The organism is Ralstonia pickettii (assembly GCF_030582395.1).
Lineage (GTDB): Bacteria > Pseudomonadota > Gammaproteobacteria > Burkholderiales > Burkholderiaceae > Ralstonia > Ralstonia pickettii_D.
The window spans coordinates 746,731-765,213 of record NZ_CP104381.1 but is presented as its reverse complement, the minus strand read 5'-3'; the positions used below and the strand labels follow the sequence as shown (position 1 = coordinate 765,213).

Here is an 18,483-nt window from a genome sequence, read left to right as displayed (position 1 = left end):
CGCGTTAAGCAGCGGCCGGTTTCCCGGCTGCTTCATTTCTTGCGTTTTCCTGCTCCTGCAGCGTGCGCCACATCACCTTGCCCGTCCCGGACTTGGGCAGCGCGTCCACAAACTCCACCACGCGCGGGTACTTGTAGGCCGCCATGTTGTCGCGCGCCCAGTTGATGATGTCGTCTTCGGTGGTCTTGCCCTTGGCGTGGGCCTTGAGTACCACCACCGCCTTGACCGACTCGCCGCGATACGCATCGCGCGTGCCGATGATGCAGGCCTCCTGCACGTCGGGATGCTTGTACAGCAGGCTTTCCACCTCGGCCGGCCACACCTTGAAGCCCGACGCGTTGATCATGCGTTTCAGCCGGTCGGTGAGGAAGAAGTAGCCGTCTTCGTCCATCCTGCCAAGGTCGCCCGTGCGGAAGAACTTCTTGCCTTCGAATTCGATGAAGACCTCGGCGGTGGCCTGAGGCTTGCCCCAGTAGCCGAGGAAGACCTGCGGGCCGCTGACGATGATTTCGCCCACCTCGCCAATCGGCAACTCCTGCAGCGTCTGCGGATCGACGATGCGCGCGTCGGTGTTGAACACGGGAATGCCCAGGCACTGCTGCTTGGCCCGATCAGCCGGATTGCTGTGCGTCGGCGCGATGGTTTCCGACAGGCCGTAGCCTTCCTGGTAGGCGAGGTTGAAATCCTTCAGCAGGCGCTCCGCCACGGCCTGTGGCATCGCCGCGCCGCCGCCGCCGATGTAGGTGAGGCTCGACAGGTCGAACTCCGCGAGCTGCGGGCTCGCCAGGAAGTCGATGACCATGGTGGGGATGTTCGTCCAATGGGTGATCTTGTAGCGCGAGATCAGCCGCCCCGCGACCTCGCGATCCCAGCGCGGCAGCATCACGACCGTGGAGCCCATGTAGATCGGCGCGTTCATACCGTACTGCATGCCGGTCACATGGAACAGCGGGATGATCGACAGGCTCACGCCCTCCTTCGTCCCATTCGACCACATCGAGCCACCGACGATGTTGTGCATGACCGTGCGATGCGGGTGCATGCAGCCCTTCGGGAAGCCCGTGGTGCCTGACGTATATGGCATCACGGCCAGGTCGTCCGGCCCGGCCGTGTGCGGGCCGGGTACAAGGCGCTGCGCGAGCACGTCGTTCCATGCAACGGCGCCGGGCTGCGCCGGATGCTGCGCGGTGATCCAGGCGGGGGGTGCATCTTCAGGATATTCGTACGTGGCAGGCAGCGCATCGGCGTACGACGTGACCAGCAGGTGCCGGGTGCGCTGCGCTTCCGGCAGCTCGGCGTTGGCCGTCGTCACATTGACGGCCAGATCTGCGCTGCAGATGACCGTGGCGGCGCCCGAATCGGTCACGTAATGCTTGAACTCTTCGGGCCGGTTCATCGGATTGACCGGCACGACCACCGCATCGGCCCTCAAGATGCCGTAGTAAGCGGCCATGAACTGCGGACAGTTCTGCATGTACAGCAATACGCGATCGCCCTTCTGCACGCCCGCCACCTGCTGCAGCCAGCCCGCCACGGCCACCGCATCGTCGTGCAACGCTCGGAAGGTCGTGTGGCGACCGTAAAAAATGACTGCGTCCTTGTCCGGATAGCGTCGGGCCGACACTTCCAGGTTGTACCAAAGGCTCGTTTGCGGCGAGCTGATGTTGTGCGGCAAACGGCGGGGCCAGAACTGGAAGTGCGGTCGTGTCATGCCATGTCTCCGTGAATCTGTGTGTTGTTTTTACCGGATGGTATCCGAACGATCGTTCTATTTTCAACCGTTGCTCTGACATACGTTATTGCCGGGAGCGGGCAGACAGCAGACGGCCTCGCAACGAGCCGCTGCGCCCCCAAGTAAAATGCCTGATACCTCTCGCCGGCGCGTGTGCCGGCGCCATTGCCCCTCAGGAGAAGCCCGACGATGAGCGACATCACCTCGCAGAATTTCGCGCAGGAAGTGGTCGAAACCTCACGCCAGATCCCGGTGCTGGTCGATTTCTGGGCGCCGTGGTGCGGTCCCTGCCGCACATTGGGCCCGATGCTGGAAAAGCTGGAGGCCGAATACGCCGGTAAGTGGAAGCTCGCCAAGATCAACTCGGACGAAAACCCCGAGCTTTCCGCCCAGTTCCACGTCCGCAGCATCCCGTACGTGGTGGCGTTCGTGGACGGCAGGCCGGTCGACCAGTTCGTCGGCGTGTTGCCGGAAGCGCAATTGCGCGCGTTCCTGGATCGCGTGATTCCGCAACCCGCAGAAGTCGCCTATCGCGAAGGGCTCGCCGCGAGCCAAGCCGGCGAAACCGCCCACGCGCGCGAAGCGTTCCAGAACGCGCTGGCCTTCGACCCCGGCTTCGATGCCGCGCGCTTTGCGCTGGTGAACCTGCTCCTCGACACCGGCGACGCGCATGCCGCGCAGGGCGAATTCGCCTTGCTTTCACCCAAGGCGCCGCAAGATGAGCGCTATGCCCCGCTGGAAACGCGGCTGAAAGCCACTGAACGAGCCGATACGCTGCCCGATGCCGGCGCCCTGCGCACGGTCGTGCAAGCGCAACCGGACAATCTGCAGGCGCGGCTCGACCTTGCCCAACAGTACATCGCCGGCCAGGATTACGAAGCCGCCCTGGAGCAATTGCTCGCCATCGTCGAGCGGGATCGCGCCTTCCGCGACGACATTGCGCGCAAGACCATGGTGTCGGTGTTCGACATGATGCGCGACGCGCCCCAGGCGGTATCACACTGGCGCCGGCAGCTTGCGTCCAAATTGAATTGAGGCAGCCATCATGCGATTGATCTACGTGGCCGATCCGATGTGTTCCTGGTGCTACGGCTTCGGTCCACAGTTGGCTGACCTGCGCAAGCGGCTGGCGGACACGCTGGGCGCACCGGCGCCTGTTACGGTCATCACCGGCGGCCTGCGCCCCGCGCAGCGCGAACCGATGGCCGCAGACAAGCGCGACGAAATCCTCCACCACTGGCATGCCGTGGCCGAACGCAGCGGGATGCCGTTCGACCAGTCGCCCGCGGTGGCGATGCGCCGTGACGGCTTCGTCTACGACACCGAACCCGCCTGCCGCGCCGTCGTCATGGCGCGCGAACACTGGGCTGAGGACGACGAGCGCGTGCTCACCTTCTTCCATGCCATCCAGCACGCCTTCTACGCCGAAGGCCGCGACACCACACAGGCCAGTGTGCTGCGCGACGTTGCGCTCGCCAATGGCGTCGAGGCGGAACACTTCGATGCCGTGTTCGACACGGATGCGCTACGCGATGAAACACGCGAAGACTTCCGCCTGTCGCGCCGCTGGGGTATCACCGGCTTCCCCAGCTTGCTGGCCGAACAGGGCGGCACGCTGTACCAGATCGGGCGTGGCTATGCCCCGTCCGTGGCGCTCTATGCGCGGGCGGTGGAAGTGCTGCAGCAACATCCCGCGCCGGACGCCGGCTAATACGTTTGCCCGTCGTCAAACTGTGGCGAGGCGGCCGTCGCTTAAGCTGACCGCCTCGCCCATCCAATTCTTCAGCCTGCCATGCCCGTGATCGAATGGTCGGAGGCACTCCAACTCGGAGACGCTGCCACTGACGCCAACCACGTCGAGTTCTGTGCGTTGCTCAATGCCGTTGCAGATGCACCGGATGCCGAGTTCATTTCCGCGCTCGACGCCTTCATCGACCACACAGAGCACCACTTCGCTGAAGAGAACGGATGGATGGACGCGGCGGACTTTCCCCCGCGCCACTGCCATCGCGGCGAGCACGACAACGTGCTGGCGCTGTGCCGCGAAGTGCGCAAGCGCGCCGCCGCCGGCGACATGGACCTCGGCCGCAGGCTCGTGGCGGAGCTGCCCGCCTGGTTTGCCCAGCATGTCGACGTAATGGACCGCATGATGACGACGTATCTGGCGCAAATGGGCAATTCGGTGCGCAATATCGAGCACGTTGGCTGAACGCGGGTTGTCGACCGGCGATCTGCTGCCTAGAGTCAGAATGGCCCTGCCCGCTGGCCTTCGTTGCGCGGGCGTCCACTCCAGCCTGGGAGCGCCCATGAAGATCGTCAACGATGCCTCGTTTCAATCCGATGTGATCGACGCCTCGCAACGCAACCCGGTGGTCGTGTGCTTTGCCGCAGAGTGGAGCCACCCGAGCCAGGCCGCCGTGGCCAGCCTCGAGCAGATGGAATCGAGCTACGCCGGACGCGCCACGTTCGTCACCATGGACTTCGACGAAAACCAGCACACCGCCGATCGATACGGCGTGTCGGTCATGCCTGGTTTTGTGGTCTTTGCTGACTGCCAGCCGCGCGATGGATGGTCGGGCGTCTATGCCGACACCATCCGCGAGAAGCTCGATCAGGTCATTCCTCGATCAAGCAATACGCCATCAGACGCCGGCGATCGCCCGCAGCGCCGTTGACGCGGCCACCATCCCGAACACCGCAGTCACGCATACGGACGAACCAAAGCCCGCGCATGCCAGGCCTTGCGGCCCCTGCGCAGGCTGCGGTGCGGGCGGCGCGTTGACCACAGCAATCTCCCCTGCCGCCGCGAGGTCGTCGATGCCGGCGTGGCTCGACTCAACCGGCAACTCGACGGCGCATGCCTGCTGCTCGGGTTCCGGATAGCGCAGGGGCTCGTCGGAAAACACTGCGTCAATACCGAAGCGGGACTTCGGGTTTTTCGAAAAGCCATGCTGGCGGCGCAGGTTGCCGCGTACCTTGGCGAGCAGGGGATCCTGAATCGTGCGCGAGAGGTCCGTCACGCGAATGCGCGTCGGGTCCAGTTGCCCGCCGGCGGCGCCGCACGTCACAACGCGTTTGCCGTTGCGTTTGCAGAACGCAATGATGGCCGTCTTCACTTTCACCGCATCGATCGCGTCGATCACGTAATCGAACGGATGGCCGAGCAATGCTTCGACGTTCTCGACCGTCACGAAATCGTCAATGCGGCTGATCTCGGCGCGCGGATTGATCTGCAGAATGCGCTCTGCCATGGCGTCAACCTTGGCCATGCCATACGCGTCGCCCAGTGCGTGGATCTGCCGGTTGGTGTTGGACACGGCAATGTGATCGAGGTCGATCAGCGTGAATTTGCCGACACCGCAGCGCGCCACTGCCTCGGCCACCCACGAGCCCACGCCGCCGATGCCGATCACGCAAACGTGCGCCGCCGCAAAACGCTCAAGCGCATGGGGGCCGTACAGCCGGGCAACCCCACCAAAGCGGCGTGCGTATTCGTCATCGAGGATGGGCGGGTGCGCTGGCGCGCTGATTGCTACTTGGCTCATGACACAATTGAATCGTGGTTGCGCCGAACTATATATCAACGCGCGCGGTCGCATTTTTGTGCCAATACCGACAAAAACACGATGCGTACATCCGGCAAACTCGCCCTCGGACTGGTCATCACACCCGTGGTCATCGTGGCAGCGGCGGTCATCTTTGTGCTGACGTTCGACTGGAACCGCGCCAGGCCTTATCTCAATGATCGCGTCTCGCAAGCCATCGGACGCCCCTTTGCCATCAACGGCGATCTGGTGCTCACGTGGAAGAAGCCCGAAGGCGAATCCGGCTGGCGTGCTTACGTGCCCTGGCCTCGGTTCATTGCCAACGACATCACCGTCGGAAACCCGGATTGGGCCAAGCAGCCGAACGTGGCCACCATCCGGCAACTCACGTTTGTGCTGGAGGCACTGCCGCTGCTCGCGCATCGCATTGTCATCCCGAGCGTCACACTCGACACCCCCGCGATTGCGCTTGAGCGCGACAAGCAGAACCGCAACAACTGGACGTTCGATCTGACGGGCGGCGAAGGCGACAACAAGAAGCCATCAGACTGGAAACTCGACCTGCGCGAAATTGCGTTCAGCAGGGGCTCGCTGGCGCTGGACGACGACATCAAGCGCATTCACCTGACGGCAACCGTCGACACCATAGACAACCAGACGCTGTACACCGCGGCTAACGGCACGGCCATCAAGAGCGCGGATCAGCCCGCCAAGGAGCCGGCTGCGTCCGGCGCCGCAGCCTCCGCTACCGCGGCACAGACGCCGGCGGCGCCGGATCCGCAGCAGCCTTATGGAATCGCGTGGACGGTCAAGGGCACCTATAACAACGCCGCCATCACGGGCAGCGGCAAGGCGGGCGGCGTGCTCCGCCTGCAGGACGCGCAACGGCCCTACCCGCTGCAGGCCGACGTGACGGTCGGCAAGACCCGCATTGACCTGGCCGGCACGCTCACCAACCCCGCCAGCCTGACAGCGATCGACTTGCGCGTGCACTTGTCGGGCGCGAGCATGGCGCAGCTGTATCCGCTGACCGGCGTGGTGCTGCCGGATACGCCCCCCTTCGACACGCGCGGCAGGCTGATCGGCGAGTTGCGAAAACGGGGTTCGACGTGGCGCTACGAGAAATTCACGGGCCGCGTGGGCGGCTCCGATTTAGGCGGCACCCTCGCCTATACGATGCGCGAGCCCCGTCCGCAATTGACGGGCGAGTTGGTTTCGCATCAATTGCTGTTTGCCGACCTCGCGCCCATCATCGGCGCCGACTCCAACGCCAGCAAAGCCAAGCGTGCTGACCCGAGCACCGACCCCGGCGACAGCAAGACCGTGCGCCAGCCTGCCGACAAGGTGCTGCCGGTGGAGCCCTTCCGCACCGATCGCTGGAACGCCATCGATGCCGACGTGAAGTTCACCGGCGAGCGCATCGTCCACACCGCAGATCTGCCGATCAACCACCTTGTGACGCACGTCAAATTGCAGGATGCGGTGCTCACGCTGGACCCGCTTAACTTCGGCGTTGCGGGCGGTACGCTCAGCTCCAACATCCAGCTCGACGGGCATGCCACGCCCATGCAGGCGCGCGCCGCGCTGGCAGCACGGCACTTCAAGATCAAGCAACTGTTCCCGAAGATCGAGTCCGTGCGTGCAAGCGTGGGCGAGATCAACGGCGATGCGCGGCTCTCGGCCACGGGCAACTCGGTGGCGGCACTGCTCGGCTCTTCCAACGGCGAGGTGAAGATCCTGGTGGAGCAAGGCACCATCAGCAAGTTCATCCTGGAAGCCATGGGGCTGAACGTCGGCAACGTGATCCTGACCAAGCTCTTTGGCGACAAGCAGGTCACCATCAACTGCGCGGCCGGCGACTTTGCCGTGAGCGATGGGCTGGCGCAGGCACGCACGTTTGTGGTGGATACACAGGATGCCGTCATCGACGTGACCGGCGCGACGAGTTTCAAGCAGGAAGCGCTGGACTTCACCATCCATCCGGATTCGAAGGGGCTGCGCGTGTTTTCGCTGCGCACGCCGCTGTATGTGAAGGGCACTTACAAGCATCCGGATGTGTCGGTCAACCCGGCCGTCGTGGCGCTGCGGGCAAGCGGCGCAGTGGCGCTGGCACTGACGGCGCCGGTGGCGGCGGTACTGCCTGTGCTTGAGCTCAAGCCGGCGCCCGAAAGCGCCTGCGGCAAGCTGCTCGCCGATGTGCGCCAACGCCCGATCGCACCGCCGCCCGGCCAGACATATCACAGCAAGAAGCCGGGCCGCACGCCGGAAGGCGATTTAAAGTCGACGCAGCCCGACTCGGGCAAGACCGCAGCGCCGCAGCGTCGCGCAGGCCCCCCGTCGCGCGACCCGCTGACCACCGGCGGCTGAACCCCGCCGCCGGCACCATCGCCGCTACTGCGATGAACGCCGCTTTGCGATGGCTTCCGCCGTCACCGGCGGCGTGGCCGGGTCACCAAACTGGCGCGTGACGTAGTTCGTGAGGGCGGCAAGCTGCTCCTCCGACAACTGACGGGCAAAGGCCGGCATGCCGATGTGCTTGTCGCCAGCCTTGCGCTCAATGCCAAACAGAATCACCTGCACAAGGTTGGTCGTGTCCCGCGTGCCCACCGTGGAGTTGTGCAGCAACGGCGGGTAGTAGCCATCGGGCGTGCCGCGTCCATCGGCCTGGTGACACGACGCGCAATTGCCCAGATACAGCCGTGCGGCGTCAATCGTGGTCTCGATGGGCTTGCCGCGCAGCGTCGTCACATCGGTGGCGGGCTTGCCCCAATCCTGCCGTGCGCGTTCAAGGTTGTTGCTCACCGCAGGCACGGTCCGCAGATATTCGGCGATGGACTCGACGTCCTGCACCGTCATCTTCGAAAAGCTGTGCTGCACCGCTTCACCCATCGGCCCCGCGGCCTGGGCCACTCCGGGCACGCTGCCGGTACGCAGGTATTGGACGAGCTGCTCGCGCTTCCACGCGCCAATGCCGCTCGTTGGGTCCGACGTGATGTTGAAAGCCGTCCAGCCCGCGAGTGTTGAGCCCGCCAGATAACCGCTGCCGCGCTCATCCAGTGCCTTTTCCTGCATGGCGAAACCGCGCGGCGTGTGGCACGTGCCGCAGTGTGCCAGCCCTTGCGTGAGGTACGCACCGCGATTCCACGTCGGAGATTTGTCGGCCTTCGCTACGTACGGCTCGCTCTTGAGGAAGATGAGGTTCCACAGCTTGAGCGGCCAGCGCATGTTCAGCGGCCAACGGATGGTGCTGCGCGGCCGTCGGTTTTCCACCGCCGTGACGCCGTTGCGGAAGTACGCATAGAGATCGCGCATGTCCGCATCGTTGATCTTCGCGTACGACGGATACGGCATGGCGGGATACAGATTATTGCCGTCATCGTCCACGCCTTTTCGCACGGCGCGCTCGAATTCTTCGTAGGTCCATTTGCCGATGCCGGTCTTTTCATCGGGCGTGATGTTGCTGCTGTAGATTGTGCCCAGCATCGGGATCTGCATCGGCAAGCCGCCGGCAAACGGCTTGCCGCCCGGCGCCGTGTGGCAGGCTGCACAGTCGGCCGCAATGGCGAGGTATTCGCCGCGTTTGATCTGTGCGGTGTCGGCCGGCGTGTCCTTCGCCCACGCATTGGCCACCAGGCCGGCGAGCAACAGCAGCGAGAAGGAAGCGATCGCTTTCATCTCACGCCTCCTTCTTCAGTTGATCGGCAATCCGCAGGGCCAGTGCCGCGATGGTCAGCGTCACGTTGACGGTGCCCACCGTCGGCATGGTGGAACTGCTGCTGATGAACAGATTCGGATGGTCGAACGTCCGGCAATCCTTGTCGACCACCGAGTCTTTCGGATCGGCCCCCATGATGGTTGCGCCGGTGATGTGATTGTTGGGCGCGAAATCGTCGTGGAATTCGACATTGGTGCCGCCCATTACCTGGGCTACCGTCGCGTAGACCTCCCGCGTATGCACGGCGCTGCGTTTAACGTAATCGTCAATGTGGTACGTGATCTCGGGGCGTGGAATGCCGATGGCGTCCACTTCCGTCGCACTCGGCACGATGCGGTTCTCGGGCAGCGGCAGGATCTCGTGAAAGCTGTCGAACTGCACGTAGCGCGCGGCCTGGTCGCGAATGCGTGCATCGAGGTCGGCCGGTTTGATCAGCTTGCCTTCCTTGAAGATGCGCTGCGTTTCCTGCTCGATGCGCGAGATGTTCGACAGGTGCAGCTTCTTGCCGGCCTGCGTGGCGCGAAACGGCCCATCGCGAAAGCCGATCAGCGACGTCATTTCCTGCGGCCCGCGTCCGGGCCATAGCTTGCGGTCGGCATAGAAGCTCACGCCGGTGCCGGGATGGTCCATCAGGTTGCGCCCCACCATGTCGGAGCTGTTGCCCACGCCCTTGGGAAAATCCTGGCTGGTTGACATCAGCATGAGCTTGGGCGTTTCGATGCCGTTGGCGGCCAGCACGAACCACTTGCCTTCCACGCGGTGCTCTGCGCCTTTCGCGTCTTTGTAGCGCGCGGCCACGATGCGCTTGTTTGGGCCGACTTCGAGCTTGAAAACCACGGCGTTCTCGATCAGCCGAGCGCCGGCCTGCTCGGCTTTCTCTACATGGAAGATGCCGTTGTACATCGCACCGATCGGGCAGATCGGCATACAGTTGTTGTTGCCGCAGCAGGTCGGGCGGCCGTCGTACGGGCGGCTGTTGCGCGCCACGGGTTCGGTCACCACGTGGAAGCTCGCGTCGTGCGCATTGAGCGCTTCCTTGATCGTGCGCTCATTGAACGAGAGCGGAAGCGGCGTCATCGGATAAGGCTGGCTACGCGGCGAGCCGAGGTCTTCGTCGTTCGGTCCCCAGACGCCGAGGGCCTCTTCGGCCAGGCCGTAATAGCGCTCCAGATCCTGATACTGGATCGGCCAGTCGCGCGCGATGCCGTACACGCTGCGCAGCTTGAAATCGTTCGGAAGGAAGCGCCACGTCGATGCGGCCCAGTGCCAGGTCGTGCCGCCCACCGCCCGGATGTACTGCGAGTTGAACTGATGCTCACCCTTGAGCACGAGGTAGTTGTTGGGTGGCCCGTATTCCGGGTGCGGCGCCCATGCCGTCGACGGATACGGCGCCATGAAATCCATCTTGTCGGCCTGGTTGCGGAAGCGCTCGACAATTTCCCAGCGCGGCAGGCGCGGGCCGGCTTCGAGCATCAGCACTGACTTGCCCGCGCGCGCCAGCTCGTACGCCACCAGCGCCCCGGCCACGCCGGAGCCCACCACTACGATATCGGCTTGTTGGCGAGTTTGTTCAGATTGGGCCATCAGGCTTGCCTCTCGACGGGGGGCTCGGCCCAGAAGCCGGGCTGGTTGGGGCAATACGTGCGGATGACGAGCGTGTCTGAAACCACGCTATACATCAGCGCTTGCTCGTACGTGACGACATTGCCGTCGACCACACCCAGGTACCAGGCTTCCAGAATCTGCAGCGCCGTCTTCTGCTGCGCATCGGAAAGCGAGCCCACTGCCAACGCCTGCGCCAGCGGCCGCAGTTGCGCGGCAAAGTCGGCGCTCGATTTGCCCAGCGCCGCCAGCAACCGCGTGCCCACGCCGCGATCCAGCGAGGGCCGTGCCGTCAGCGCCTGTGACAACGCGATGAATGCATCGAGCGATTCAGTCGGGCCCTGGGCGACCGCGCGCAGCACCTGCGAGCCCGCCAGCCCGGCCGCGGCCAACGCGAGTGTGCCCTGCAGCCACTGGCGGCGCGTCAAGCCGGCAGGGGTGTCGGGATCATGGGAACGGGGGACCATTTTCGACATCCTGTTGAAATTTTTGTGGCAGACGCGGCGAGCGCCGCAGCCTGATGCCCTTGACTAGCCAATATAGGCGGCGCAAAACGGACCGCCAGCCTTCCGCCGCAAGCGCAAACCGTGCCAGCCCTTTTGCGCGCAAGCAAATAACGGCAGGCGGTGTTTGTCTATACTCGGCCCGTTCGCATGCCGCATTCGCCACGCTCATGACCTCCATTGCCGATATCCGTACCGATTACGCCCGCGCTTCGCTCGACATCGCCGACGTGGACGCCAACCCCCTGCGCCAGTTCCGCCGCTGGTTCGACGAAGCCCTGAAGGCCGAGATCGCTGAAGTCAACGCCATGACGCTCGCCACCGTCGACCCGCATGGCCAGCCCTCGGCCCGCATCGTTCTGCTCAAGAACCTGGACGAACGCGGCTTCACCTTCTTCACGAACTACGCCAGCCACAAGGGCGAAGAACTGGCCGCCAATCCGCGCGCAGCGCTGCTGTTCCACTGGATCGGGCTGGAGCGGCAAGTGCGCATCCAGGGCATCGTCGAGAAGGTGAGCGACGCCGAAAGCGACGCCTACTACCACTCGCGCCCGCTCGGCTCGCGCCTGGGCGCGTGGGCCTCGGAACAAAGCAGCGAAGTGCCCGACCGGGCCACGCTCGAAGCTCGAGAAGCCGAATACCGCCAGCGCTTTGGCGACGCCCCGCCGCGTCCGCCGCACTGGGGCGGCTACCGCCTGCTGCCCGAGCGGCTGGAGTTCTGGCAAGGCCGCCCGTCGCGGCTGCACGATCGGCTGGAGTACCGCAAGCACGCCGACGGCAGCTGGACAATCGTCCGCCTTGCCCCGTAGTCCGGAGCGGACGGCGCCGCAACAGGCTATTGCGCATTGCGTCATACCGGCACGGCGCTTGCTGCAACGGGCTTGGCCCGGCACCCGCCCGCAAGACCCGCACAGCACAATGGGAAAGTTTGTCGTAAGCTAATGTGATGCGTTCGGGCCGCAATCCGATGGCCGACCCGAACACCTGCACATCAGGGAGGCGTCGACATGTTTTTCCAACAGGCGATTGACCGCAAACTCGAACAGTGGATCCACGACATCCGCGAGTCTGCCGACCTTCCTGTCCGCCTGCGGTTATGGAACGGTGACCAATACGAACTGGGCCGCTTCGATCAGCCCCGCGTCACGCTCACCGTGCGCGAAGCGAGCGCCCTGCCGCTGCTGCTTTCCCCTACCCTCAACAACCTCGGCGAAGCTTACGTCCAAGAGAAGATCGACCTGGACGGCAAGCTCGCCGACATCATCAACGTGGGTTACAGCCTGGCTTCTGCGGCGGCAGTCAGCAGCGGCAATGCGCTGGCCCGCGTGGTGCGCCACTTTGCCCATACCAAGGAAGGCGACAAGGAGTCGATCCAGTACCACTACGACGTTTCCAACGACTTCTACAAACTGTGGCTGGACCAGAACATGGTCTACTCGTGTGCCTACTTCGAAAACGGCGATGAAACGCTCGACGAGGCGCAGCTCAAGAAGATCGACCACATCCTCACCAAGATCCGCCTGCAGCCCGGACAGACGCTGCTCGATATCGGCTGCGGCTGGGGCGCGCTGGTGCTGCGTGCAGCCCAGAAGTACGGTGCGCGCTGCCTGGGCGTGACGCTGTCGCAAAACCAGTACGACCTCGCCACCGAACGCGTCCGTGCTGCGGGCCTGCAAGACCAGATCGAGATTCGCATCCAGGACTACCGCGATCTCACGGGCCAGTTTGACCGCATCACCAGCGTCGGCATGTTCGAGCACGTAGGCCGCAAGAACCTGCCAGGGTATTTCCGCCGCATGCACGACCTGCTGGCCGACGACGGCATTGCCATGAACCACGGCATCACTTCGTCGGACTCGGCCGGCGGCGAAAGCTCGATGGGCGGCGGCGACTTCATCGATCGCTACGTCTTTCCGCAAGGGGAGCTGCCGCACATTTCGCTGGCACTGAGCGCCGCGCAGGATGGCGGCCTGGAAGCGCTTGACGTTGAAAGCCTGCGCCGCCACTATGCGCGCACGCTCGAACACTGGGCCGAGCGCTTCGAGACCAACGGCGAAACCATCCGCGCGATGGTGGGCGAAAAGAAATACCGCATCTGGCGCGTCTACCTGGCCGGCTGCGCGCACGCCTTCGACGCCGACGAGATCTCGATCTTCCAGACCGTGTTGCAGAAGTCCGGCAAGTCGGCGTCGACGATCCCGTGGTCGCGCCGCTATATCTACGCGTAACCATTTGACCGCCAGTTTCCCCATCGACGATCTGTTCGGCGCGCCGCCCGCCCCCACCGACGGCGCGGCCGCCGAAGCAAGCAAGTCCGCTCCGAAACCCAAACGTTCCCCCGCCCGCCAAGGCGTACTGCCGGCGCTGTTCGCACCCGAAGTGGCGGAACTCGCGCAACGCTTGCCGCGCGGCCTGCGCATCGGCACGTCATCGTGGTCGTATCCGGGGTGGGACGGGCTCGTGTATGGGGGCGAGTATTCCGAGTCCATGCTTGCCCGCAAGGGCCTGACGGCGTATGCCCAGCACCCGCTGCTGCGCACGGTCAGCATCGATCGCGGGTTCTATTCGCCGATCCCACTGGCGGACTACGTCGCCTATGCGGCCAGCGTGCCGGAAGATTTCCGCTTCGCGGTCAAGGCAACCTCTGCCGTATGCGACGCTTGGATTCGCGAATCGGACGGGCGCGGCCGCATGGCCAATCCTGCCTTCCTGAATGCTGAATTTGCGATCCGCGATTTTGTCGAGCCGGCCACCCGCGGGCTCGGGAAGCGATGCGGTCCGCTCGTGTTTCAGCTTTCGCCGCTGGGCGCGCTGGCTGAAGATGCCACCGGTTTTGTGGAACGGCTTGAAGCATTCCTGGCCGCGTTGCCTCCACTCGATCCGCAACTCAATCCCGACGCTGTCTACGCGGTGGAGTTGCGCGACGCCACGCTGCTCACGCCGCGCTTCATCAAAATGCTGCGCGCGGCGGGGGTACGTTATTGCGTCGGCCTGCATGAGCGGATGCCGGCAGTGGACCGGCAAGCGGCCGCCGTTGCGCTGCTGGATGAAGGTGGCGGTGGCCCGTTGGTGGTGCGCTGGAACCTGAACAGCCGCTATCGCTACGCGCAAGCCGAAGCAGCGTACAAACCGTTCAACAAGCTCGTCGATGAAGACCCGTTCTCGCGCGAGACGCTGGCCGACATGGCCGTCGCCGCGCTGGCGGCCGGGCGCAAGGTGACGATCCTGGTCAGCAACAAGGCGGAAGGATCGTCCCCGCTGTCGTGCATCAAGCTGGCCGAGGCCATCGCCGCGCGCCTGCCGGCAGACGCAGCGTAGCCTCGACGCCGGCTCCAGCCGACGCCTAGCCCTGCAAGCGGTGCGCGAACTGCTTGCGGAACTTCGCCACCTTGGGCGAGATGACGAACGCGCAGTAGCCCTGGGCCGGGTGGTCGCGGAAGTAGTTCTGGTGCTCGTCCTCTGCGCGCCAGAAGGTGACCTTGCCGTCAGCGGCATCCACTAGCTCCGTCACGATGGGCGCTTCAAAGATGTCGCTGGCGCCCAGCTCGGCGATGGCCGTGCGCGCCGTCGCCAATTGCTCGGGCGTTTGCGCGAAGATGGCCGAACGGTATTGCGGGCCGACATCGTTGCCCTGGCGATCCACCGTGGTGGGGTCGTGGATGGCGAAGAAGATGTCGAGAATCTCGCGATACGGGATCACGGCGGGGTCGAACTTCACGGCCACCACTTCAGCATGGCCGGTATTGCCGCTGCAAACGGCACGGTAGCTCGGATGATCGACCTGGCCGCCGGCATAGCCGGACACCACGCTCTGCACCCCTTGCACCTCCTGGAACACAGCTTCCAGGCACCAGAAGCAGCCTCCGCCCAGGACGGCGGTTTCAAGGGCACGTTGTTCAGTCATTCGGATTCTCCTGCATTGATTGGGCTGCCATTGGTCGGCCGAAGACGCCAATCCTGACACAGTCGCCATCATGTGGACGCGACATCACGCAAAGCCCTACGTCCGGGCGGCCTATCGCTCGTCCGTTACAATTGCACATTACTTTCGGTAGTTTTCATGGACCAACACGGAGCCATTCCCATGGATGCGCGCGACCGGGAATCTTCCGCGCGCGAGGCGTCGTCACATCGACGCCCACATGGCCGCGCCACCCCGCCCGATTTCGATGCCGCGCATTTCCGGCATGCCCTGTCCCAGTTTGCCACTGGCGTGACGGTGGTCACCACGCGCTCGGAAGGCCGGCCCGGAACACCGGCGTTTGTCGGGGTGACAGCCAGCTCGTTCAATTCGGTGTCGCTCGACCCGCCGCTGGTGCTGTGGAGTCTGGGCATGCAGGCGAATTCATTCCCACTCTTCCACGCCGGCTCGCACTACGTCATCAATATCCTGGCCGCGGAGCAGCTGGACCTGTGCAAGCGCTTCGCCACGCTCAAGGGCGACCGCTTCGCCAACATCGACTACCGCCTCAGCCCGACCGGCCTGCCGATCCTCGCGCAATCATTGGCCTGGTTCGAGTGCCATAACCGCAGCCGATACGACGAGGGCGATCACGTCATCTTCGTGGGCGAAGTCGAGCGCTGCGGCGTCGTCGACGCTGAGGGTGCGCCGCTGGTGTTTCATCGCGGCGCGTTTTCGTCGCTCACCCGCCTCGGCGACTGAGTCGCCGTCATGCGGCGGTAATGTCCTGGCCATGGCCCGCTTCGGTCGACAAGACATGGGCCACTATCCGCGCATGCTTGCACGGGGATTGATCGCCGCCAGCAGGCGGAGCGCTAGTTAGCCCTTCCCGCGCTTGCCCGTCGCCCCGCCTTCCAGCGGGCGCACGCCACGCGCGTCCATCAGCAGCGCGAGACCGCCCTCGCGGTCCTTGATGGTGCGCAAGACGATATTCGAGCGGATATCCATCACGCCGGGCGTCTTGTACAGCCGCTCGATGATGAATTCCGAGTAGTGCTGCAGATTGGGCGCCTGCACGCGCAGGATGTAGTTGCAATCCCCGGTGATGATGTAAGCGGCCACGATCTCGGGCCAACTCTGCACGGCGGCCATGAACGTCTCGTGCCAGCCCGTCACGTCTTGGCGCATCGACACCTGCACGATCGCTTCCAGTTCCAACCCGAGCGCGGCGCGGCCCAGTTGCGCCCGATAACCGGTGATGGCGCCGCCCTCTTCCAGCATCCGCACACGCCGCAGACAGGCCGAGGGCGACAGCGCGACGCGCTCCGCCAAATCCTGGTTGCTGATGCGGCCGTCTTCCTGCAACACCTGCAGAATGCGCAGATCGGTGGTATCGAGTTGCATCTTTCGTGCTTCCTTGCGTCATCGCTTGATTGCTTTGCATTTTATGCGAATCTCACGCGATGACGCGCACGATTATGCAAACCCATTGCGCGCGGATTTCCCTATCATTTCGGCACGGATTCAACGAATTTTCCGCCCTGGAGCCGCCTTGGAACGCACTTTGTGGGACATCAGCCCCGCCCTCTCGCCTGCTACGCCCACTTGGCCCGGCGACACGCCGTTTTCGCAGGAAATTGCGTGGAAGCTCGAAGGTGACTGCCCAGTCAACGTCGGGCGCATCACGCTCTCGCCGCATACGGGTGCGCATGCCGATGCGCCGCTCCACTACCGCGCCGACGGCGCTGCCATCGGCCAGGTGCCGCTGGACGCCTACTTGGGCCCATGCCGCGTTATCCACTGCGTAGGTGTAGCGCGCGTCGAACCTGAACACGTGCGCGATGCATTGACTGACGTACCGCCGCGCGTGCTGCTGCGCACGTACGCAGAGATGCCGCAAACCGCGTGGGACGACGACTTTGCGGCCGTTGCGCCCGAGACGATTGCATTGCTGGCCGCGCACGGCGTCAAGCTCATCGGCGTCGACACCGCCTCGCTCGACCCGCAGACCTCCAAGACCATGGACGCGCACCACGCAGTGGGCAAACACGGCCTTGCCATCCTCGAAGGGCTCGTGCTCGACGACGTGCCCGCCGGCGATTACGAACTGATCGCCCTGCCCCTCAAGTTCGCCACGCTCGATGCGAGCCCGGTGCGCGCCGTGCTGCGCAGCCTCCCCTGATCGACACAACGACAGAACACCCACCCCTTTTTACCCGGCATTCACATGACCATCACCCGCAACTCCTGCGTCGAACGCGACGCGGCCGATCCGATCGCCGCGCTGCGCGACGCCTTTGCGCTGCCCGACGGCGTGATTTATCTCGACGGCAACTCGCTGGGCGCCCGCCCGAAAGCCGCGCTCGCCCGCGCGCAGGAAGTCGTCGCCAACGAATGGGGCGATGGCCTGATCCGCAGCTGGAACCAGGCCGGCTGGTTCGAGTTACCGCGCCGCCTGGGCAACAAGATTGCCCCGCTGATTGGTGCACGCGAAGACGAAGTCGTCGTCACCGACACCACATCGATCAATCTCTTCAAGGTGCTGGCCGCCGCGATTCGCGTGCAGCGCGAAGACGCGCCCGCCCGCAAGATCATCGTGTCGGAAACGCATAACTTTCCGACCGACCTCTACATCGCTGAAGGCCTGGCCGACCTGCTGCGCGACGGCTACAAACTTCGCCTGATCGACTCGCCGGAAGAACTGGAAGGTGCGCTGGGCGACGACGTCGCCGTCACCATGCTCACGCACGTGAACTACAAGAGCGGGCACATGTACGACATGGCGGCCGTCTCGGCGCTGGCGCACAAGCACGGCGCGCTGGCCATCTGGGATCTGGCGCATTCGGCCGGCGCCGTGCCCGTCGACCTGCACGCTGGCGGCGCGGATTACGCCATCGGCTGCACCTACAAATACCTGAATGGCGGCCCTGGCTCGCCGGCCTTCGTGTGGGTGGCGCCCGCGCTGCGCGAACGCTTCTGGCAGCCGCTGTCCGGCTGGTGGGGCCATGCGCGGCCGTTCGCGATGGAGTCGCGCTACGACGCCGATGCCGGCATCGGCCGCTTCCTGTGCGGCACGCAGCCGATCACGTCGATGGCGATGGTGGAATGCGGGCTCAACATCTTCGCGCAGACGTCGATGGCCGCCCTGCGCGCCAAGTCGCTGGCGCTCACCGACCTCTTCATCACGCTGGTGGAAACGCGCTGCGCAGGCTTTCCCCTCACGCTCATAACGCCGCGCGACCACGCCATCCGCGGCAGCCATGTCAGCTACGAACACCCCAACGGCTATGCCGTGGTCCAGGCACTGATCGCGCGCGGCGTGATCGGCGACTACCGCGAGCCGCGCATCATGCGCTTCGGTTTCACGCCGCTGTACACGAGCTTTGCCGATGTGTGGGATGCCGTGGAGGTGTTGCGCGATGTGCTGGAAACCGGCGCGTGGCAATCGGCCCAATTCAACGAACGTACGCTGGTGACCTGAGATG

At 64.5% G+C, this 18,483-nt stretch carries 18 protein-coding genes; 11 read left to right on the top strand and 7 right to left on the bottom strand.

Going from position 1 to position 18,483, the window contains the following annotated elements; all coding sequences use genetic code 11:
* Positions 1–4: 4 nt before the first annotated feature.
* A complete protein-coding gene (locus tag N5B55_RS03585) occupies positions 5–1,711 on the bottom strand; it encodes a long-chain fatty acid--CoA ligase (RefSeq protein WP_304539172.1) in 1,707 nt (568 codons plus the stop codon).
* Between the two features lie 210 nt (positions 1,712–1,921).
* Between N5B55_RS03585 and trxA the strand changes: the two genes are divergently transcribed.
* The 4 genes from trxA (at position 1,922) to N5B55_RS03565 (ending at position 4,407) form a co-directional block, all read left to right on the top strand.
* The gene (trxA, locus tag N5B55_RS03580) at positions 1,922–2,767 is read left to right on the top strand and encodes a thioredoxin (RefSeq protein ID WP_065857168.1); all 846 of its coding nucleotides are present in this window, start codon (positions 1,922–1,924) and stop codon (positions 2,765–2,767) included.
* Positions 2,768–2,777: 10 nt separating this feature from the next.
* On the top strand, positions 2,778–3,443 hold the full coding sequence (locus tag N5B55_RS03575; protein WP_304539171.1) for a DsbA family protein: 666 nt from the start codon (positions 2,778–2,780) through the stop codon (positions 3,441–3,443).
* 81 nt (positions 3,444–3,524) lie between these two features.
* The gene (locus tag N5B55_RS03570; protein ID WP_304539170.1) at positions 3,525–3,941 is read left to right on the top strand and encodes a bacteriohemerythrin; all 417 of its coding nucleotides are present in this window, start codon (positions 3,525–3,527) and stop codon (positions 3,939–3,941) included.
* Positions 3,942–4,038: 97 nt separating this feature from the next.
* Positions 4,039–4,407 carry a thioredoxin family protein gene (locus tag N5B55_RS03565; protein WP_065857163.1) on the top strand — a complete coding sequence of 123 codons (369 nt, stop codon included), beginning with the start codon at positions 4,039–4,041 and terminating at the stop codon, positions 4,405–4,407.
* Here the strand turns inward: N5B55_RS03565 and tcdA are convergent.
* A complete protein-coding gene (tcdA, locus tag N5B55_RS03560) occupies positions 4,375–5,277 on the bottom strand; it encodes a tRNA cyclic N6-threonylcarbamoyladenosine(37) synthase TcdA (protein WP_304539169.1) in 903 nt (300 codons plus the stop codon). The two genes, N5B55_RS03565 and tcdA, sit on opposite strands and share 33 nt — an antisense overlap.
* Positions 5,278–5,358: 81 nt before the next feature.
* On the opposite strand from tcdA, the gene N5B55_RS03555 reads away from it, so the two are divergent.
* Complete coding sequence (locus tag N5B55_RS03555; protein ID WP_304539168.1) at positions 5,359–7,644, top strand: AsmA family protein; 2,286 nt, start codon at positions 5,359–5,361, stop codon at positions 7,642–7,644.
* A gap of 24 nt (positions 7,645–7,668) precedes the next feature.
* Here N5B55_RS03555 and N5B55_RS03550 read toward each other — a convergent pair whose 3' ends face one another.
* From N5B55_RS03550 to N5B55_RS03540, 3 genes are read right to left on the bottom strand one after another with little or no spacing between them, the layout of a single operon-like run.
* Complete coding sequence (locus N5B55_RS03550) at positions 7,669–8,952, bottom strand: cytochrome c (RefSeq protein WP_304539167.1); 1,284 nt, start codon at positions 8,950–8,952, stop codon at positions 7,669–7,671.
* A gap of 1 nt (position 8,953) precedes the next feature.
* Positions 8,954–10,576, bottom strand: coding sequence for a GMC family oxidoreductase (locus N5B55_RS03545; RefSeq protein WP_304539166.1), 1,623 nt, complete (start codon positions 10,574–10,576; stop codon positions 8,954–8,956).
* A complete protein-coding gene (locus tag N5B55_RS03540) occupies positions 10,576–11,061 on the bottom strand; it encodes a sugar dehydrogenase complex small subunit (RefSeq protein WP_304539165.1) in 486 nt (161 codons plus the stop codon). Before N5B55_RS03540 ends, N5B55_RS03545 begins: the two co-directional genes overlap by 1 nt.
* Positions 11,062–11,267: 206 nt before the next feature.
* Between N5B55_RS03540 and pdxH the strand changes: the two genes are divergently transcribed.
* The 3 genes from pdxH (at position 11,268) to N5B55_RS03525 (ending at position 14,415) form a co-directional block, all read left to right on the top strand.
* Positions 11,268–11,906, top strand: a complete 639-nt coding sequence (pdxH, locus tag N5B55_RS03535) for a pyridoxamine 5'-phosphate oxidase (protein WP_009238769.1) — start codon at positions 11,268–11,270, stop codon at positions 11,904–11,906.
* 198 nt (positions 11,907–12,104) lie between these two features.
* The gene (locus N5B55_RS03530; RefSeq protein ID WP_154208284.1) at positions 12,105–13,325 is read left to right on the top strand and encodes an SAM-dependent methyltransferase; all 1,221 of its coding nucleotides are present in this window, start codon (positions 12,105–12,107) and stop codon (positions 13,323–13,325) included.
* Positions 13,326–13,329: 4 nt separating this feature from the next.
* Positions 13,330–14,415: a DUF72 domain-containing protein gene (locus N5B55_RS03525; RefSeq protein WP_304539164.1), complete on the top strand. Its 1,086-nt coding sequence runs from the start codon at positions 13,330–13,332 to the stop codon at positions 14,413–14,415.
* A gap of 25 nt (positions 14,416–14,440) precedes the next feature.
* Here the strand turns inward: N5B55_RS03525 and msrA are convergent, their stop codons facing one another.
* Positions 14,441–15,001 (bottom strand): peptide-methionine (S)-S-oxide reductase MsrA, encoded by a 561-nt coding sequence (msrA, locus tag N5B55_RS03520; RefSeq protein ID WP_304539163.1) that lies wholly within the window; start codon positions 14,999–15,001, stop codon positions 14,441–14,443.
* A gap of 180 nt (positions 15,002–15,181) precedes the next feature.
* Between msrA and N5B55_RS03515 the strand changes: the two genes are divergently transcribed.
* Complete coding sequence (locus N5B55_RS03515; protein WP_027677934.1) at positions 15,182–15,760, top strand: flavin reductase family protein; 579 nt, start codon at positions 15,182–15,184, stop codon at positions 15,758–15,760.
* Between the two features lie 117 nt (positions 15,761–15,877).
* Here the strand turns inward: N5B55_RS03515 and N5B55_RS03510 are convergent, their stop codons facing one another.
* Complete coding sequence (locus N5B55_RS03510) at positions 15,878–16,402, bottom strand: Lrp/AsnC family transcriptional regulator (RefSeq protein WP_065857144.1); 525 nt, start codon at positions 16,400–16,402, stop codon at positions 15,878–15,880.
* Positions 16,403–16,550: 148 nt separating this feature from the next.
* On the opposite strand from N5B55_RS03510, the gene kynB reads away from it, so the two are divergent.
* Positions 16,551–17,180: an arylformamidase gene (kynB, locus tag N5B55_RS03505; RefSeq protein WP_065857143.1), complete on the top strand. Its 630-nt coding sequence runs from the start codon at positions 16,551–16,553 to the stop codon at positions 17,178–17,180.
* A gap of 45 nt (positions 17,181–17,225) precedes the next feature.
* Positions 17,226–18,479: a kynureninase gene (gene kynU / locus N5B55_RS03500; protein WP_304539162.1), complete on the top strand. Its 1,254-nt coding sequence runs from the start codon at positions 17,226–17,228 to the stop codon at positions 18,477–18,479.
* The last annotated feature ends 4 nt before the right edge of the window (positions 18,480–18,483 follow it).